The 16,411-nt window shown below is 73.2% G+C and carries 9 protein-coding genes and 1 pseudogene; 6 read left to right on the top strand and 4 right to left on the bottom strand.

Annotated elements, in window-relative coordinates; translation table 11 throughout:
• The first annotated feature begins 6 nt into the window (after positions 1–6).
• A complete protein-coding gene (locus tag AB0M30_RS18650; RefSeq protein ID WP_364585245.1) occupies positions 7–1,407 on the top strand; it encodes a PLP-dependent aminotransferase family protein in 1,401 nt (466 codons plus the stop codon).
• Positions 1,408–1,645: 238 nt separating this feature from the next.
• On the opposite strand, the pseudogene AB0M30_RS18645 reads toward AB0M30_RS18650, so the two are convergent.
• Positions 1,646–2,412 (bottom strand): annotated as a pseudogene (locus AB0M30_RS18645) (hypothetical protein).
• A gap of 260 nt (positions 2,413–2,672) precedes the next feature.
• On the opposite strand from AB0M30_RS18645, the gene AB0M30_RS18640 reads away from it, so the two are divergent.
• Both AB0M30_RS18640 and AB0M30_RS18635 read left to right on the top strand, forming a co-directional pair.
• A complete protein-coding gene (locus AB0M30_RS18640) occupies positions 2,673–4,253 on the top strand; it encodes a substrate-binding and VWA domain-containing protein (protein ID WP_364585244.1) in 1,581 nt (526 codons plus the stop codon).
• Positions 4,254–4,332: 79 nt separating this feature from the next.
• Complete coding sequence (locus tag AB0M30_RS18635) at positions 4,333–6,072, top strand: hypothetical protein (protein ID WP_364585243.1); 1,740 nt, start codon at positions 4,333–4,335, stop codon at positions 6,070–6,072.
• Here AB0M30_RS18635 and AB0M30_RS18630 read toward each other — a convergent pair.
• Entirely contained in the window at positions 6,066–6,716 is a 651-nt protein-coding gene (locus tag AB0M30_RS18630) for a class I SAM-dependent methyltransferase (RefSeq protein WP_364585242.1), read from the bottom strand. The genes AB0M30_RS18635 and AB0M30_RS18630 overlap by 7 nt on opposite strands.
• A 149-nt stretch (positions 6,717–6,865) precedes the next feature.
• Between AB0M30_RS18630 and AB0M30_RS18625 the strand changes: the two genes are divergently transcribed.
• Complete coding sequence (locus AB0M30_RS18625) at positions 6,866–10,876, top strand: alpha-(1->3)-arabinofuranosyltransferase (RefSeq protein ID WP_364585241.1); 4,011 nt, start codon at positions 6,866–6,868, stop codon at positions 10,874–10,876.
• Between the two features lie 139 nt (positions 10,877–11,015).
• Here AB0M30_RS18625 and AB0M30_RS18620 read toward each other — a convergent pair whose 3' ends face one another.
• Complete coding sequence (locus tag AB0M30_RS18620; RefSeq protein WP_364585240.1) at positions 11,016–12,218, bottom strand: polysaccharide biosynthesis protein; 1,203 nt, start codon at positions 12,216–12,218, stop codon at positions 11,016–11,018.
• 70 nt (positions 12,219–12,288) lie between these two features.
• Here AB0M30_RS18620 and AB0M30_RS18615 point away from each other — a divergent pair, with 70 nt between their 5' ends.
• Both AB0M30_RS18615 and AB0M30_RS18610 read left to right on the top strand, forming a co-directional pair.
• The gene (locus AB0M30_RS18615; RefSeq protein ID WP_364585239.1) at positions 12,289–13,971 is read left to right on the top strand and encodes a hypothetical protein; all 1,683 of its coding nucleotides are present in this window, start codon (positions 12,289–12,291) and stop codon (positions 13,969–13,971) included.
• 3 nt (positions 13,972–13,974) lie between these two features.
• Positions 13,975–14,157 (top strand): hypothetical protein, encoded by a 183-nt coding sequence (locus tag AB0M30_RS18610; RefSeq protein ID WP_013229289.1) that lies wholly within the window; start codon positions 13,975–13,977, stop codon positions 14,155–14,157.
• Positions 14,158–15,065: 908 nt separating this feature from the next.
• On the opposite strand, the gene AB0M30_RS18605 is transcribed toward AB0M30_RS18610, so the two are convergent.
• On the bottom strand, positions 15,066–16,298 hold the full coding sequence (locus AB0M30_RS18605) for a glycosyltransferase family 4 protein (protein WP_364585348.1): 1,233 nt from the start codon (positions 16,296–16,298) through the stop codon (positions 15,066–15,068).
• Between the last annotated feature and the right edge of the window lie 113 nt (positions 16,299–16,411).

The following is a 16,411-nucleotide window of genomic DNA, read 5'->3' as shown; positions in this document are numbered from 1 at the left end:
ATTTCCATGGCAAAAGCGTGGGTCAATTCCGGAGAGCGGCTCGGCGCCGACCTGCACCTGGAGCTGACCGGGCCCGGCGGCAAGCGCGCCGCGCTCATCGCCGCCCTGCGCGACGCCGTCCGCGCCGGGCGGCTCGCCCCGGGCACCCGGCTGCCGCCCTACCGGTCGCTGGCCGCCGACCTCGGCCTGGCCCGCAACACCGTCGCCGACGCCTACGCCGAGCTGGTCGCCGAAGGCTGGCTCACCGCCGTCCAGGGCTCCGGCACCCGCGTCGCCGAGCGCGCCGAACCCCTCAAACCGGTCCGGGCACCGGCTCCGACGCCGCCGGCACCGAAACCGGCGTACCACCTCCGGCAGGGCCAGCCGGACGCGACGTCGTTCCCGCGCACCGAGTGGCTCGCCGCCGCGCGCCGCGCGCTCAACGTGGCCCCGCACGACGCTTTCGGCCCCGGCGACCCGCGCGGCCGCCCGGAACTGCGGACCGCCTTGGCCCAGTACCTCGCGCGGGCCCGTGGCGTGCGGACGTCACCGGAGCGGATCGTCGTGTGCTCGGGGTTCGCCCACGCCCTGCGGCTGCTGTTCCCGGCCGTGCTGGCGGGACCGCTCGCCGTCGAGTCCTACGGCCTCGCGTTCCACCGCTCGATCTTCGCCGCCGCCGGCGTGCCGACGATCCCGCTGGCGCTGGACGAACACGGCGCGCGCGTCGAGGACCTCGACGTCCCGGCGGTGCTGCTGACGCCCGCCCACCAGTTCCCGACCGGCGGCCCGCTGCACCACGACCGCCGCACCGCGGTCGTCGGGCACGTCCGCGCGACCGGCGGCGTGCTCATCGAGGACGACTACGACGGGGAATTCCGCTACGACCGCAAGCCGGTCGGCGCGGTCCAGGGCCTCGACCCCGAGCACGTCGTCTACGCCGGTTCGGTCAGCAAGAGCCTCTCGCCCGCGGTGCGCCTGGGCTGGCTGGTGCTACCCGGCCACCTCGTCGACCCGGTGCTGGCGGTGAAGGGCGAGCGCGAGGCGTGGGCGGGCGTGCTCGACCAGCTGACCCTGGCCGAGTTCCTGACGTCGGGCGCGTACGACCGGCACATCCGCCGGATGCGCCAGCGCTACCGCCACCGGCGCGACCAGCTGGTGGCGGCCCTCGCCGAGCGCGCACCCCACGTGACACCGACGGGCATCGCGGCCGGCCTGCACGCCGTGTTGCGGCTCCCACCGGGAACCGAGAAGGCCGCACTGAAGGCGGCGGCCTGGCAGGGACTGGCCCTGGACGGCCTGGCGGCGTTTCGCCACCCGGACAGCACGATGTCCACAATGGACGGATTGGTGGTCGGCTACGCGACACCACCGGAACACGCTTACCCCGCGGCTCTCGACGCACTGTGCCGTGCACTCCCGCCCGCGTGAGACGGCTTGGTCGGCTCCCGGCGCAAGTTCGGTGGTGTCGGCGGCACACGTTGCGCGCTCCTGGGCGGACACAGCGGACACAACGGCACCGCCCGAGCGCGCCTGCCCCGGCGGCTGTCGATGTGTTGTGCCGCGCGCTGCCGCCCGCGTGAGGTGGCTTGGTTGGCTTCCACCGCAAGGGGGCACATCCAGCGCGGCCCACGACGCACTGTGCCGCGCGCTGCCGCCCGCCTGACAATTACCCGACGATGTCGATTTCGAAGGGCTCGGCCGCGCTGTAGTTGATGTCGGCCCACACCGCGCCCGGCAGGTCGTAGCGCCGGTGGGAAGTCAGCTTCGAGTCGTACCCGTCCGTCTTGGTGGGGTTGTGGCCGACGCCCTGGTGGTCGCTGCCCCAGGCGTAGATGTCGCCCACCCACATCGGGTTCGCGAAGCCGTCGCCGCCGCGGCGGGGCTGCCGGACAGGAAGACCCGGACCGCGTTCTCCGCGGCGTTCGGCGGGGTGACGGTGATGCGCTCCATGATCTCCACTCCACTCGAAAGGCCGTCCACTCCGGGCCAGTAGTCGGCGACGGACGACAGGTCGTAGCCCGGGGCGACGTTCCCGCGGTACTGCTTGGCGACCGCGCCGGCGGGGATGGCGGGATCGCCGTCGTAGTGGGCGATCCAGTAGTGCGGCTCGGCGACGCCGGCGGCGGAGAGCGCCGCCCGCACCGATGGCCAGGTCGAAAGGTTGCAGTAGATCGTCGGGTCCGCGCCCGCCGCGCGGCGCATCCGGACCCAGCCCGGCGCCTCGGCCGGGGTGGCGTCGCCGGGCTCGACGTCGAGGACGTGCCCGTCGTTCGTGCCGGCCTTCTTGGCGATGGTGACCTTGACCGCGCGGGGGAAGCGTGCCCAGTCCGCCGGCGTCCAGGGGGCCAGCTTGATCCGGTCGATGTAGCCCGCGACCATCCGGGCGTCCGCGGGGATGTTCGCGGCCGTCACCGCGTCGTACATCGTGCGCACGGGTTCGGCCTCCGTTCGGTGCCGCATCGCCGGGGAAAGGACGGCGGAATCGTTTTCACGAGCCGTCATCGTGCAATTACCCGCGTGGGATGGTCGTCAAGCGAAAAGCGCGACACCGTATGGTGAATCACCAAAACGGCCGCACCCGGGCCGCCCTTCACCGCGGGCTCACGCGCCGATGGTGACGTTCTGCTTCCGGTACTGGCTTCCCGCTCACCCGGCTGGCAAGCTGCCAGCACCTCACGAGGGAAGGACGTGCATTGGCGGCACACCCGGCGCGGGCCCGGCGCATCGACGCCCGGGTCATCGTCCTGAGCGCGCTGCTCGTGGTCGCGCTGCTCGCCTGGGCCGGGTTCGACTACCTGAAGAACCGGCTGGCCGGCAGCGGCTGCGACACCACCACCCCGGTGCACCTCACGGCCGCGCCGGACATCGCGCCGGTGCTCACCGGGCTCGCGCGAACCGTCCCGGAGCGGGACTGCTACTCCGTCGAGGTCACCGCGAGCCCGTCGACGGCCACCGCGACCGCTCTCGAAGCCAACGGCGCGAACGGCCCCGACGTCTGGGTGCCGGAGTCGAGCACCTGGCTGCTGCAGGCCCGCGACGGCGGCGCGTGGAACCTGCCCGAGTCCGGCCAGCCGGTGGCGAGCTCGCCGGTGGTGCTGGCGCTGACCGACGACGTCGCGAAGCAGGCCGGCTGGCCGGGGAAGTCGCCGTCGTGGTCGGACGTGCTCGCCGCGAGCCCGGTCGGGCTGCCCGATCCGAGCCGGGACCCGGCCGCCATCGGCGCGCTGATCGGCCTGCAGCAGGTGACCAAGGACGCGCCCGACCCGGCCGCCGCCTTCACCGAGGAGATCCGCCGGCTTTCGGCGGTGAAGCAGCCGTTCACCGCGTGGCCGGCGTCGGAGCAGTCGGTGCTGGCTCGCAAGCTCGTCGCCGCCTACCCCGCGGCCGGCGTGCCGAGCTTCGACTACCCGTACGTCGTGCTGCCGCGGGCCTCGGAGGCCTCGCGCTCGGCGGCCGAGCGGTTCCTGCGGCTGCTGCTCGACCAGACCGCCACCAAGGCGTTCGCGGACGGCGGGTTCCGGACGCCGTCCGGGCAGCTGCTCGGCGACCGGCCGCGCGACACCCGCACGAACGCCGCACCGCGCCCGGCCGGGCCGCCCACGCCCGAAGCGATGTACGGCGTGCTGCAGGCGTGGGCCGGGGCGAACCTCAGCGCCCGCGTCCAGGTCCTGCTCGACGTCTCCGGCTCGATGGCCGCCACCGTGCCCGGCACCGGCCGCAGCCGGATGGCGCTCACGCTCGAAGCCGCGACGCAAGGGCTCGGGCTGTTCAAGCCGACGACCGAGATCGGTCTCTGGCTGTTCTCGACCAAGCTGGACGGCGCCAAGGACTACAAGGAACTGCTGCCGATGCTGCCGATCTCGCAGCAGCTGGCCTCGGGCGGGGTGGCGAAGCTGCAGGCGGTCAAGCCGAAGCCCGGCGGCGCGACCGGGCTGTACGACTCGATCCTCGCCGCCTACCAGAACGCCCGGCAGAGCTGGCAGCTCGGCCGGATCAACGTCGTCGTCGTGCTCACCGACGGCCGCAACGAGGACGACGACTCGATCGGGCTGCCCGGCCTGCTCGCCGAGCTCGGCCGGCTGCAGGACCCGCGGAAACCGCTGCCCGTGATCGGCATCGGCATCGGCCCGGACATCGACGCGAGCGAGCTGCGGCAGGTCTCGGCCGCGACCGGCGGCGAGTCCTTCACCACGCCCGACCCGCGCAAGATCTCCGACGTCTTCTACCAGGCACTGAGCAAGCTCATGTGCCAGCCGCCCGCCTGCAAGAAGTGAGGACGCCATGATTTTTGGGGCCGAGCCCCAAACCCCAGCCGGGGGGCAAGCCCCCCTGGACCCCCCAAAGCAGGGGTGGGTGCAGATCGAAAAGCCCGCGCCCCGGGTGGTCCGAAGACCGTCGGCGCTGGTGCTCGCCGCGTTCGTCGCCGGCGTGGTGCCGTTCGCCTTCCACACCTGGGCGGCGCTGCACGGCAACTTCGCCCAGGACGACTTCGTCATGACCTACCGGGCCGCCTTCGCCGGGCCGTTCGACCTCGGCTACCTGTTCCAGGACTACCACGGGCACCTGATGCCCGGCGGGTTCTTCCTCGCGGCCGTGATGACGTGGTGGGCGCCGCTGAACTTCCCGCTCATGGTGCTGCCGCTGCTGCTGATGCGGGCCGTGGCGACCGTGCTGTTCTGGTGCCTGCTGGTGCGCTGCTTCGGCCGTCGCTGGGCGATCCTGGTGCCCTTCACCGTGTTCACCGCCTCGACGTTGTTGCTGGTCCCGCCGCTGTGGTGGGCTTACGGTTCCCAGATCGTCCCGGTGGTGCTGGCGGCCGCCGGCGCCCTGTACTGGCACGTCCGCTACCTGCGCGACGGCGGCCGGTGGTGGATCGGCACGTTCGCGTGGACGCTCTTCGGGCTGGCCTTCTACGAGAAGGCCGTGGTGGTCCCGGTGCTGCTGGCCGGGGTGACCGTCCTGCTCGGACAGTCCTTCCGCGACCGGTGGCGCTACTGGGCGGGGCACGCGGCGCTGCTCGCCGCGTTCGTCGCGGGCTACCTCGCGCTGACGTCGAGCCAGGTGGCTCCCGGCGGTCCGCCGATGACCGCCGGCACCGTCGCCGACCTGACCGGCCGGATGCTCGGCGACACCTTCCTGCCCGGGCTGGCCGGCGGGCCGTGGTCGGGGCCGGGTCCGGGGGCGACCTGGGCGCCCTCGCCGTTCGCGGTCGTGGTCCTGCTCTTCGCCGCGGCCGTGGCGCTGCTGGTGGCCGGCGCGCGCGTGGGCGGCCGCCGGGCTTGGCGGGCGTGGGCGCTGCTCGGGCTGCTGTTCGCGGTGGACGTCGGGCTGCTGGCGCTGACGCGGCTGCGCGAAGTCGGCCCGGCCGCCGGTGACGACCCGAGGTACCTCGCCGAGCTGGCGTTCGTGGCCGCTCTGTGCGGAGCGTTCGCTTTCCTCACGCCTGATGAGGTTGGGCCATCCGGAGTCACGCGTGAGCGGCCGATCGCGCTAACCGTCTGCGTGCTTCTGCTCGTCAGTTCCGCGATCGGGTTTTCCCGGCTCGCCCCGGCGATGCGGTTCGACCATTCCGGGCAATACCTCGCCAATGTGCGCGCGGCCGTCGCGGCGGATCCGGATCTGGTTTTCTACGACACGTTCGTGCCGTCCGATGTGGTGCACGAATGGTTCGGCGCGGACTCGCAGGCGTCCCGGGTCGCCGGCCTGGTGCCCGGCACGCACTTCGACCAGCCGACGAACCGGATGCACCTGCTCGACGCCACCGGTACCCCGCACCTGATCACCGGGGTGGCCGCGGAGTCCCGCGGCGCGGCGGGGCCGGTGGCGGACTGCGGGTACACGGTCGGCGAAACGCCGCTCAGCATCCCGCTCGACAAACCGATGCTCGGCCGGCACCTGCTGAAGATCGACTACTTCACCCGCGACGGTGGTGAAGGCCTGGTCGACCGGACACCGGTGTGGTTCCAGCCCGGGCTGCACTCGCTGTACCTGCCGGTGGACGGCCTCTTCGACCACATCGGCGTGCGGCTGTCGAGCCCGGGTGCGCCCGTGTGCGTCCCCAGGGTCGAGGTCGGGAAGCCGGTGACTCAGTAGGGGTCGTACGGGCTGTCGTGCCCGAGCACCCTCGCCAGCGGCCGCAACCGCAGCCGCAGCAGCACCTTGATCCCGACGTTGCGCGCGAACCACGGCAGCTGCGCCAGCACGCGCAGCCGGTCCGCCGTGGACGGCGGCGCCAGCCGGAACCGCGCCAGCGACGTGGCCCGGTCCAGATAGGTGTACCGCCGTCCGAAGAGGACCTTCGCGATCGTGCCGAGCGTGACGCCGATGGAGGAAAAACAGTCGTGGACCAGGATTTCCGCGCCCGGCGGCAGGTGCGCCGACCAGCGCAGGTCGTCGGTGTAGGTCCAGTAGTCGTGCTTGCCGTCGATGTAAAGCAGCTGTATGGCCCGATCCCAGTCAGGGCGCAGTTTCGTGCTGTAACCGGCGACGAGCTCCACGACGTCGTCCAGCCCGGCCCGCCGGATGTTGCGCTCGAACAGCTGCCGCGTCGGCGATCCGCCGAACAACCGGCCGTCCACGAAGGGGTCGACGGCGATCACCGTGGCCCCGGCCGTGCGGGCGGCGGCGGCCAGGACGATCGTGGATCGGCCCTGGTGGCTGCCGATTTCCAGGATGACGTCACCCTTTTCGAGGCGGCACGCGGCCTGCCACAGCGCTTCGCCTTGCGCGCGCGTCATCCAGCCCTTGACCGGCTCGGCCAGTGCCCACGCGTCGGCGAAGCCGTTCGTGCTCAGTTCGGTAGTGATGGCGCACCTGCCCAGGGAAGTCGGGGGCCGGGGAAAATCGTCGGCACATGGTAGCCAGGTTTCGGCTTAGTATCTACCGGATGGTAACCAGCACCCGCGAACGGACCCGGGACGAGGTCCCGCCCGCGGAGCGCGGCCGGAAGTTCTCGCCCGGCGCGCTCCTCCGCCGCCCGAGCACCTGGATCGTGCTGGCCCTGACCACGTTGTCGTTCCTGCAGATGCCGGGGAAGACGACGTTCGACACGAAGCTGGACCTCGCCGTCGACCCGCTCGCCTTCCTCGGGCGCGCGCTGCACCTGTGGAACCCCCAGGCCACCGCGGGCGAGCTGCAGAACCAGGCGTACGGCTACCTGTTCCCGATGGGCCCGTTCTTCGCGCTGTGCCAGGCCGCCGGCGTGCCCGCGTGGATCGCGCAACGGCTGTGGGGCGCGGTGCTGCTGTCGGCCGCGTTCGGCGGCGCCCTGCTGCTGGCGCGGGCGATGAAGATCGGCACCGAGCGCACGCGGCTGATCGGCGCGCTCGGGTACGCGCTCGCGCCGCGCATGCTGACCGAAATCGGCGGTCTGTCCGCGGAAATGCTGCCCGCGGTGCTGCTGCCGTGGGTGCTGGTGCCGCTGGTGCGGGCCGGGGCGATCGGCTCGCCGCGGCGGGCCGCCGGGCTGTCCGCGCTGGCCGTGCTGTGCATGGGCGGCGTCAACGGCGCGATGGTCGTGATGGCGCTCGTCCTGCCGGGACTGTGGCTGCTGACCCGCCGCTGGACGCGGGCGCACGTCGAGCTGGTGCTGTGGTGGTTCGTGTTCGTCGTCGGCGCGACGCTGTGGTGGATCCTGCCGCTGCTGCTGCTCGGCGAATACAGCCTGCCGTTCCTGGACTACATCGAGTCCGCGACGAACACGACCGCGCCGATGTCGCTGTTCGAGGTGCTGCGCGGGACCAACCAGTGGGTCGCCTACGTCGTGCAGGGCACGCCGTGGTGGCCGGGCGGCTGGTCGCTGATCGACAACCCGGTGCTGATGCTCGCGACCGGGCTCGTCGCCGGCGTCGGCCTGTTCGGGCTGACCCGGCGCGGCCTGCCGGAGCGCCGGTTCCTGGTGCTCGGCGTGGTGACCGGGCTGACGCTGCTGACCATCGGCTACGTCGGCACGCTCGACAGCCCGCTGGCCGAACAGGTCCGGCACCTGCTCGACGGGCCGCTCGCGCCGCTGCGCAACGTGCACAAGTTCGAGCCGGTGCTGCGGCTGCCGCTGATGCTGGCGTTCGCGCACGGCATCGCGAGCCCGGCCCGGGTGACGTCCGCGCGCCGGTTTCTGCGCCCGGCGCTGGGCCTGCTGCTGGTGCTCGTGATGGCGGCGCCGGCGTGGCTGCTGAACCTGCGGTCGGGCCCGGGCTGGGACGCGGTGCCCGGCTACTGGTACGACGCCTTCGCCTACGTCGGCAAGGCCGATCCGAACGCGCGGACGCTGCTGCTGCCGGCCACCGGTTTCGGCGAGTACGACTGGGGCCGCACGGTCGACGAGCCCGCGCAGGCGATCGCGCGAAGTCCGTGGGCGGTCCGCAACCAGGTGCCGCTGGGGTCCGAAGGGAACACGCGGCTGATGGACTCCGTGGACGCGGCGCTCGCCGACGGCCGCGGCGACCCCGGGCTGGCCGCGCTGCTCGCGCGTTCGGGATACCGGTTCTTGCTGCTGCGCAACGACATCGACCGGGAACGGAACACCGCGCCGCCCATCGCTACCCTGCGCGCCGGGCTCGCCGGGTCGCCGGGCATCGCCAAGGCCGCGGAGTTCGGGCCCCTCGAGGTCTACGAAGTGCGGAAGCCGGTACCGCTGGCCACCGCGACGTCCACAACGGACGTCCCCACGGTGAGCGGCGGTCCGGAAAACCTGCTGCCCCTGATCGATTCGGGCCAGCTCGACCCGGCGACGCCCACCGTGCTCACCGGCGACGGCGGGTCGCCCGGCGGCCCTCGGCTGGTGACCGACGGCCTGCGCCGGGCCGAGCGGAACGTCGGCGGCGTCCGCGACAACCTCAGCCAGACCCTGACCGCCGGCGAGGCCTACCGCCAGCAGCGCGCGGCGGGCGACCTGCTGCCGTTCCCGGGCCAGGAGCACCAGACCGTGGCCGCCTACCGGGGGATCCGCTCGGTGACGGCGTCGACGGCGGCGTCGTTCGCCGACGCCTTCGGCGGGTCCGATCCTTCGCACCAGCCGTTCGCCGCGATCGACGGCGATCCGCGCACTGCGTGGCACTCGTCGTCGTTCACCGGGCCGATCGGCCAGTGGCTCGAGGTGGAGCTGGACACCCCGCGGCTGGTGAACTCCGTCGAGCTGCAGATGATCGACGACCTGCGGGTGGGCTGGCCGGCCACCCGGATCCGGATCACCACCGACAACGGCTCGGTCGAGCAGCCGGTGATCCGCGGTGCCGGGCCGCACCAGTACTCCGTCGCCGGCGGCGTCACCCGCACGGTGCGGATCACGCTGCTGTCGCTGGTGGTCGGGCGGCAGGACGGGAACGTCGGCATCGCGGAGCTGAAGATCCCGGACACCGAGCCGCAGCGCGCCCTGGAGGTGCCCGCGGACCTGCCGGCCGGGCCGGCGCCCGGGTTCGCGTTCACGCGCGGCCAGCAGCCCCGGTACGCGTGCCTGCCCCTCGGTGCCGCCGTGCGGTGTGACGCCGCCGCGGCCCGCGACGGCGAGGAACCCGACGGGATCCGGCGGCTGTTCAGCACCCCGGCCGAGGAGACGTACCTGGTCGGCGGCACGGTGCTGCCGGCGGGCGGCGGCCGCAACCCGGTGTCGCTGCCCGGCGTGACCGTGGCGTCGACGTCCCAGCTGGGCGGCGACCCGGCGGCCGCCGGGTTCGCGGCCGTGGACGGCGATCCGGGCACGACGTGGCGCCCGGACGTCACCGATCTGCGGCCGGCGCTGACGCTGGGGTGGCCGTCGCCGAAGCGGATTTCGGGGCTGCACATCGAGGTGTCGCCGTCGAGCGGGGCCAAGGCGCCGCGGCAGGTGGAGCTGGTCGGCCGGTCGGGGACGCGGCCGGTGCAGCTCGACGCGGGCGGGTCCGCGTCCTTCGAACCCCTGGACACCGACCAGCTGCAGATCGTGCTGCCGGGCGACGACGACGATCCCGCGGCGCGCGCGGTGGTCGGCATCGGCAGCCTGACGCTGTCCGGGAGCGAGGGCCTGCTCCCGGCGCCCGACCCGGCGTTCACGGTGCCGTGCGGCTCGGGGCCGAACGTCCACCTCGACGGGCTCGACTACCGGACGTCGGTGCAGGGCAAGCTGTCCGACATCACCGCGCACCGGCCGTTGGCGCTCGGGATGTGCCGGGACTCGGAGGGGGGCATCGCGCTGCCCGCGGGCGGGCACGAGCTGCGGACGGACCGGTCGGAGTCGTTCGTGGTCCAGGACCTGTGGCTGCGCCCGTCCGGCACGGCCGCGCCGCCGGCGCACCGCGCGGTCCAGGTGGGCCGCTGGGACGCGGCGTCGCGGTCGGTGACGGTGGGGCCGGGCGCGGAGGCGGTGCTGGCGGTCCCGGAGAACGCGAACGCGGGCTGGACGGCCACTTTGGACGGTCAGCAGCTGACGCGCACCCGCGTGGACGGCTGGCAGCAGGCGTGGATCGTCCCGGCGGGCGGGGGCGGCGTGGTGTCGCTGGCGTTCACCCCGGACGCGAACTACCGGCTGAGCCTCCTGATCGGCGCGGCGGCGGCGCTGGTGCTGCTGGTGGGCGTGGCGTGGCCGGCGCGTCGGCGCCGGTTCACGATCTCCCCGGGCGGCGCTTGGACACCGGTCGTGCTGATCGGGCTGCTGGTCGCGCTGGGCGGGATGCTGCCGGTGGTGCTGCTGATCGCGTGCCTGCTGGCCCGCCAGTTCTCGGAGCGCGCACCGAGGTTCCTGGCCTTCGGCGGCATGGCGGTGGCGGCGGGCGTCTCGGTGACGGGCCGCGTCCTGGGCCACGGCCAGGACTGGGCGTACGGCCCGGTGACCCAGGCGGCGTTGCTGCTGGCCGCGGCCGCGATGGTGGCCACCTGCGTGGACTGGTTCACCCGCAAGGAAAACCCCACCGAGCCCACCCCCTAGCGCCCCAATGTGGCCTTCGGTGCGTTGAACGCACCGAAGGCCACATTGGGTGCGTTGAACGCAACCAAGGCCACATTGGGGCGCACTTGACGGGCCGGAAGTGTCGGTGCCTGCCGGTAGCGTGGAAAACGGGGGCTGCTCAGGCCGGTTTGCGGGGCCGGAGCTCGAGAAGTGCGCCGGCCGCGGCCAACGCGCCGGCGGTGCACGCCGCCGCCGTGACCACCTGGGTGGGTGAACCGTGCAGCCACGTCGTGATCAGCAGGGCCTCCACACCGACCGCGGACCACATCAAGACCGTCACGCGGCGGTCGCCGTCGGCCAAGCGGGCGTACAGCAGGATCTGGACCAGCGCGAGCATCGAGCCCGCCAGCGCGAACGGCCACACCGGCATCGTGCTCCCCGTGTACTTGGCGCCGCCGATCACCGCGAGCAGCGAAGGCCCCAGCACCAGCGAAACCAGCAGGACCACCGCGTCCAGGCAAGCACAAACCGCCAGCGCCACCGGCAGCACCCGGCGGCGGCGGTCGGACACCGCGAACCGCGGCAGCACCAGCACCCCCACCGCCTGCGGCAGCCAGTACGCGATCTTCGTGACGATCGCGCCCAGCGCGTACTCGCCGACCTCCGACGACGGCAGCGTGTGGCGGGCCAGCACCAGGTCCAGGTTCACCAGCAGCACCAGCGCCAGCATCGCCTGCGCCGTGTGCAGCACCTCGCCGCCGTGGCGGTCGGCCCAGCGGGGACGCGGGCGGCCGCAGATCTGCCAGCCCGCCACGACCACCGCCAGCGACCCGGCCGCGGCGCCGGCCAGCGCCCCCGTCGGGGACCCCGAGATCACCAGCCCCACCAGGGAACCGCCGACCTTGCCCAGGCCCTCCAGCGCGATCAGGCCGGACAGCACCGCGAACCGGTGGCTGCCCTGCAGGAGACCGTGGAACACGCCCAGCAGCGTCAACGGCCCGAGCGCCGCCGTCACCAGCAGCGCGGGGGCCAGCGAACCCAGGTGCAACAGGAGGACCAGCAACGGGCTCAGCGTCAACGCCGTCGTCGCGACGATCGCGCTCGTCACCAGGCCGAGCGCGAACAGCGAACCCTGCGAAAGCCCGGGGGCGCGCGCCACCCGCAGCGCCACCACCGTCTGCAGGCCCATCGCCGGGACGACGCCGATCACCAGCACCGCCAGCAGCGAGCTCAGCTCACCGAACGCGGCGGGCGCGAGGATCCGCGCGGCCGCCAGGCTCAGCACGTAACTGGCCGCGTTGTTGCCCGCGAGCGCGAGCGAGACGAGGATCGCCGCGACCCGGTTGCCGGTCCGGGCCGGGACTTCGGTGTCTACGCTCAACGGCGGGCTCCCATTACCGGCGGGTAATGACCAGGGACCATAACCGCGCGCGCAACGGAAAGGAAGGGCCGTGAACGCACTGAGCAGGCGGCTGGCCCTCCCCATGCTGTCGGCCGCGCTGGCCTTCGCCGTCTGCGCGCCCCTGCTCGGGCGCGGGTTCGTCCTGAGCTACGACATGGTGTTCGCGCCGCGGCAGTACTTCGTGCCGGACGCCTTCGGGGTCGGCAGCACACTGCCCCGGTCCGTCCCGGCGGACGCCGCCGTCGCGCTCGCCACCACCGTGCTGCCGGGGGACGTCGTCCAGAAGATCGTCCTGCTCCTGGCCGTCTTCTTCGCCGCCTTCGGCGCGGGACGGCTCGTCCCCACCGAGCACCTGGGCACCCGGCTCGTCGCGGCGACGGCCTACGCCTGGACGCCGTACTTCGCCGAACGGCTGTTCATCGGGCACTGGCCGCTGCTGCTGACGTACGCGGCCCTGCCGTGGATCGTCAGCGCCGGGCTCGCCGTCCGGGCGCACGAACCGCGTGCCCTGCCGAAGCTGGTGATCGCCTGCGCCCCGGCCGTGCTGACCCCGCCGGGCGGCGTCCTCGCGGCCGCCGTCATGGTCGCGGCCGCCGGTTCGCGGCGGCTCTGGCAGACGATCCCGCTCGCGCTCGTGCTCAACCTGCCCTGGCTGGTCCCGACGTTCCTCAACGCCGGCGGCGCGTTCTCCGACCCGGGCGGCGTCACGGCGTTCAGCGCCCGCGCCGAAAGCTGGGGCCCCGCGCTGCTGAGCGTGCTGGGCCTCGGGGGCATCTGGAACGCCGAAACGGTGCCGGGCAGCCGGGCCGTGCCGCTGGTGCCGGTGCTGACGCTCATCGTCGTCGCCGTGGCGATCGCCGGGCTGTGGCCGCTCGCGCGACGGTGGGGGACGGCGCCGGTCCGCTCCTTGACCGCGCTGGGCGTCCTGGGCGTTCTCCTGGCGTCACTGGCGACGTTGCCGGGCGGGGTCTGGCTGCTCACCACCGCGACGCGGTACGTGCCCGGCGCCGGACTGCTGCGGGACGCCCAGAAATGGGTGGCGTGGTGGGCCGTGCCGCTCGCCGTGGGCTTCGCGCTGGCCGTCGAAGCCGCCGCGGCGAAGCTGAAAACCGCGGGGGGACGCGCCGGGCTGGTGACGGCGGCGGTCGTCTTCCCGCTGCTGACCATGCCGGACCTCGCGTGGGGCGGCTGGGGACGGCTCGGCACCGCGCAGTACCCGGCCGACTGGGCGGCCGTGCCCGAAAAGCTCGGTGACCGGCCCGGTGACGTGCTGGCGCTGCCGCTCTCGGCGTTCCGCGGGTTCGCGTGGAACGACGACCGCACCCAGCTCGACCCAGCGCCGCGCGCGCTGCCGAAACCCGTGCTGATGGACGACACCCTGCAGGTCGGCGCCGAGCGGATCGCCGGTGAGGACCCGAGGATCGGCGACGTCCGCGCCGCGACGTCCGCGCAAGAGCTCACCGACGCGGGCATCGGCTGGATCCTCGTCGAGCACGGGACACCCGGCTACGTCGACCCGCGGTTGCTCGCCGGCGCGACGCGGGAGTGGTCGGGTGAGTGGCTGACGCTGTACCGGACCCCGGGTGAGCCCGCGGTGAAAGCGATCTCGTGGACGCCCGCCTTGCTGGCGAACGGAGTAGCGCTCACATTGCTGTGCGTCGCAGTGTTGTGCCGCATGTTACCCATGCGTACATTGGGCCGCGGCAGGATTCTCCCGCCGCGGAAGGAGTGACTCGTGGGCACGGTCATCGGCGCGATCGTCGCCGTCATCATCGGCGGCGGAGCGGCGACCGCGGGAGGGTTCGCCCTCATCCAGGGCGCGGACCCGGACACCGCCGCTCCGGTGCAGCAGAAGCTCAACGCGCAGGTGAAGTTCAACCCTGCCGACCACCCGCTGAAGCTCTACGGGGACCGCTGAGGCGCGTGACCCGGCTCGCCTCCGACCACGCCCACCGCGTCGTCGGGCTCTACGGCGACCCCACCGTTTCCTGGAGCATCCTCCTCGAAGCGGAACTCGGCGCGGCCGCACCGGAACCGGAGAAGCTCCGCGCCCGGCTGGCGGCCGCGATCCAGCAGCACTCGCACCTCGGTGCGGTGCCCGGAATCGAGCGGATCACCGACCTCGCGGGCGTCCGGGACCGCTTCGCCGCGGCGCCCTACGAACGCGGCGCGCCGCTGGTGCGCGTCGCCGTCGGCGAATCCACTCTCCTCATCGCCGCGCACCACGGTGCCCTCGACGGCTTGGGCCTGCTCGCCATGCTCGGCATCCTCCTCGACGTCCCGGTTTCTTCGGCCGCACGCGGGATCGGCGAACGCACAGGTGGCAAACCCTTTGCCCTTTCGGCCCTCCAGCGGCTCGCTGAGGCGCTTTTCGCGCCGCCGGGCCGGATCGCCCCCGAGCACGGGCAGGCGGCCGTGGGGGACGTCTTCGTGGCCTGCGACGAGCCGGCCCTGCGGCTCGGGGCCGCGGGGTTCGTCGCGGCCGCCGCGAGCGCCACCGAACGCTGGAACCGCGCGCACGGCGTCCGCACCGCCCGCGTCGTGGCCGCACTGGGCGCGTCACGGCGCTCCGGCGCGGCGCCGGAACCGGTGCACGACAGCGCGTTCTTCCGGCTGCGGCTGCCGCGCGGCGCGGACGTCGCCGCGGTGCTGCGGGCCCAGCCGCCGGAGCCGGATTTCCCGGCGCGCAGCAGCCGGCTCGCCCGGCTGGGCACGCGGCTGCTGGCGAGCAGGCTGGGATCGACGTTCCTGGTGTCCAACCTGGGTGTGGTGTCCACCGGGGACACCGTGCGGACGCTGGCGTTCTACCCGGCGGCGAGCGGCCGCTCAGGCGTGGCGTTCGGCGTGGCGACGACCGGTGGCCAGACCACGGTCACCGTGCGGGCTCGCCACAAGGACTTCGACGCGGCCGCGGCCGCCCGGCTCTTGGGTGAGTTCCGGGATGCGGTACGGGACCAGTGTTCGCGGGCGGGGGACGGGCTGCCCGGAGACGTCCCGCACCAGTGACTCGAACTGGGCGGCGCTGACGTCCCAGCTGTACTTCCCGGCCCGTTCGGCGCCCGCCAGGCCCATTTCCGCGCGCCGCAGGCCGTCGGCGAGCAGGCCGTCGACCTGCGCGGTGAAATCGTCGAAGTCGTCGGCCAGCAGGCCGGTCCGGCCTTCCACAATGGACTCCGTCACGCCGCCGGCGGCGCGGTAGGCGACCGAGGGCACGCCGTGCGCCGCGGCCTCCATGATGACGATGCCCCAGCCCTCCTTGACCGACGGGCACAGGTGCAGCCACGAGCGCGCGAGGATCTCGTGCTTGGCCTGCTCGTCGACCCAGCCGTGCAGGACGACCCGGTCGGCGACCCCGCGCGAAGCCGCGTGGGCGCGCAGCACCTCGTCCCACGGCCCCTGGCCCACGACCTCCAGCCGCAGCGACGGCCACCGCCGCGCGAGCCGCGCGACGACATCGATGGCGTGCTCGATCCGCTTGTGCGGCACCAGCCGGCTCACCGCGACCAGCGTCGGCTCGCGGTCGCGTTCGGACGCGCACGGCGGGGGTGTGTCGAGACCGTTCGGGACCACCGTCACGCGCTCGCGCCCGATGCCCAGTTCCGCCAGTTCCGCCTTGGTGACCTCGGAAACCGTGACGTAGCGGCACCGGCGGAACAGCCACGGCGCCAGCCGCGACTCGATCCACCAGCCGACCCGGCCCAGCGTCTCGCCGAGCGCGCTGATCCACTGTTCCTTGTGGACGTGGTGCACGAGCACCAGCACCGGGCAGCCGGCGACCAGCCGGGCGAAGAACGGCATGCCGTTCTGCACGTCCACCACGAGATCGGCGCGGGCCCGGCGGATGGCGCGCAGCGCGTGCGCGTAGACGCCGAACTTGTTGCCGCGCCGCCGGTAGCGGACGCCGTCACGCCACTCGCCCGCCGTCGCACCCGGGTACGCGGCGCACTGGATCTCGACCCGGTACCCCGCTCTGGCCAGGCCTTCGGCCATCCGCTCGACGTACCGCTCCGAGCCGCCGCCTTCGGGGTGGCCGGTGTCGCGCCAGTTGAGGAGGAGCACACGAGGACGTTCCATCGGGTTATCCAAACTGTAGCGACGGTGCTAGGTTACTGGTGCGTACACCCTAGATGAACGTATTCGGGAAAGCGACGGTTCAATGGTGGGTAATCCGG

The organism is Amycolatopsis sp. NPDC051716, from assembly GCF_040681595.1.
GTDB lineage: Bacteria > Actinomycetota > Actinomycetes > Mycobacteriales > Pseudonocardiaceae > Amycolatopsis.
Note: the sequence above shows the minus strand (reverse complement) of the source record. Positions and strands in the feature narration are given on the sequence as shown.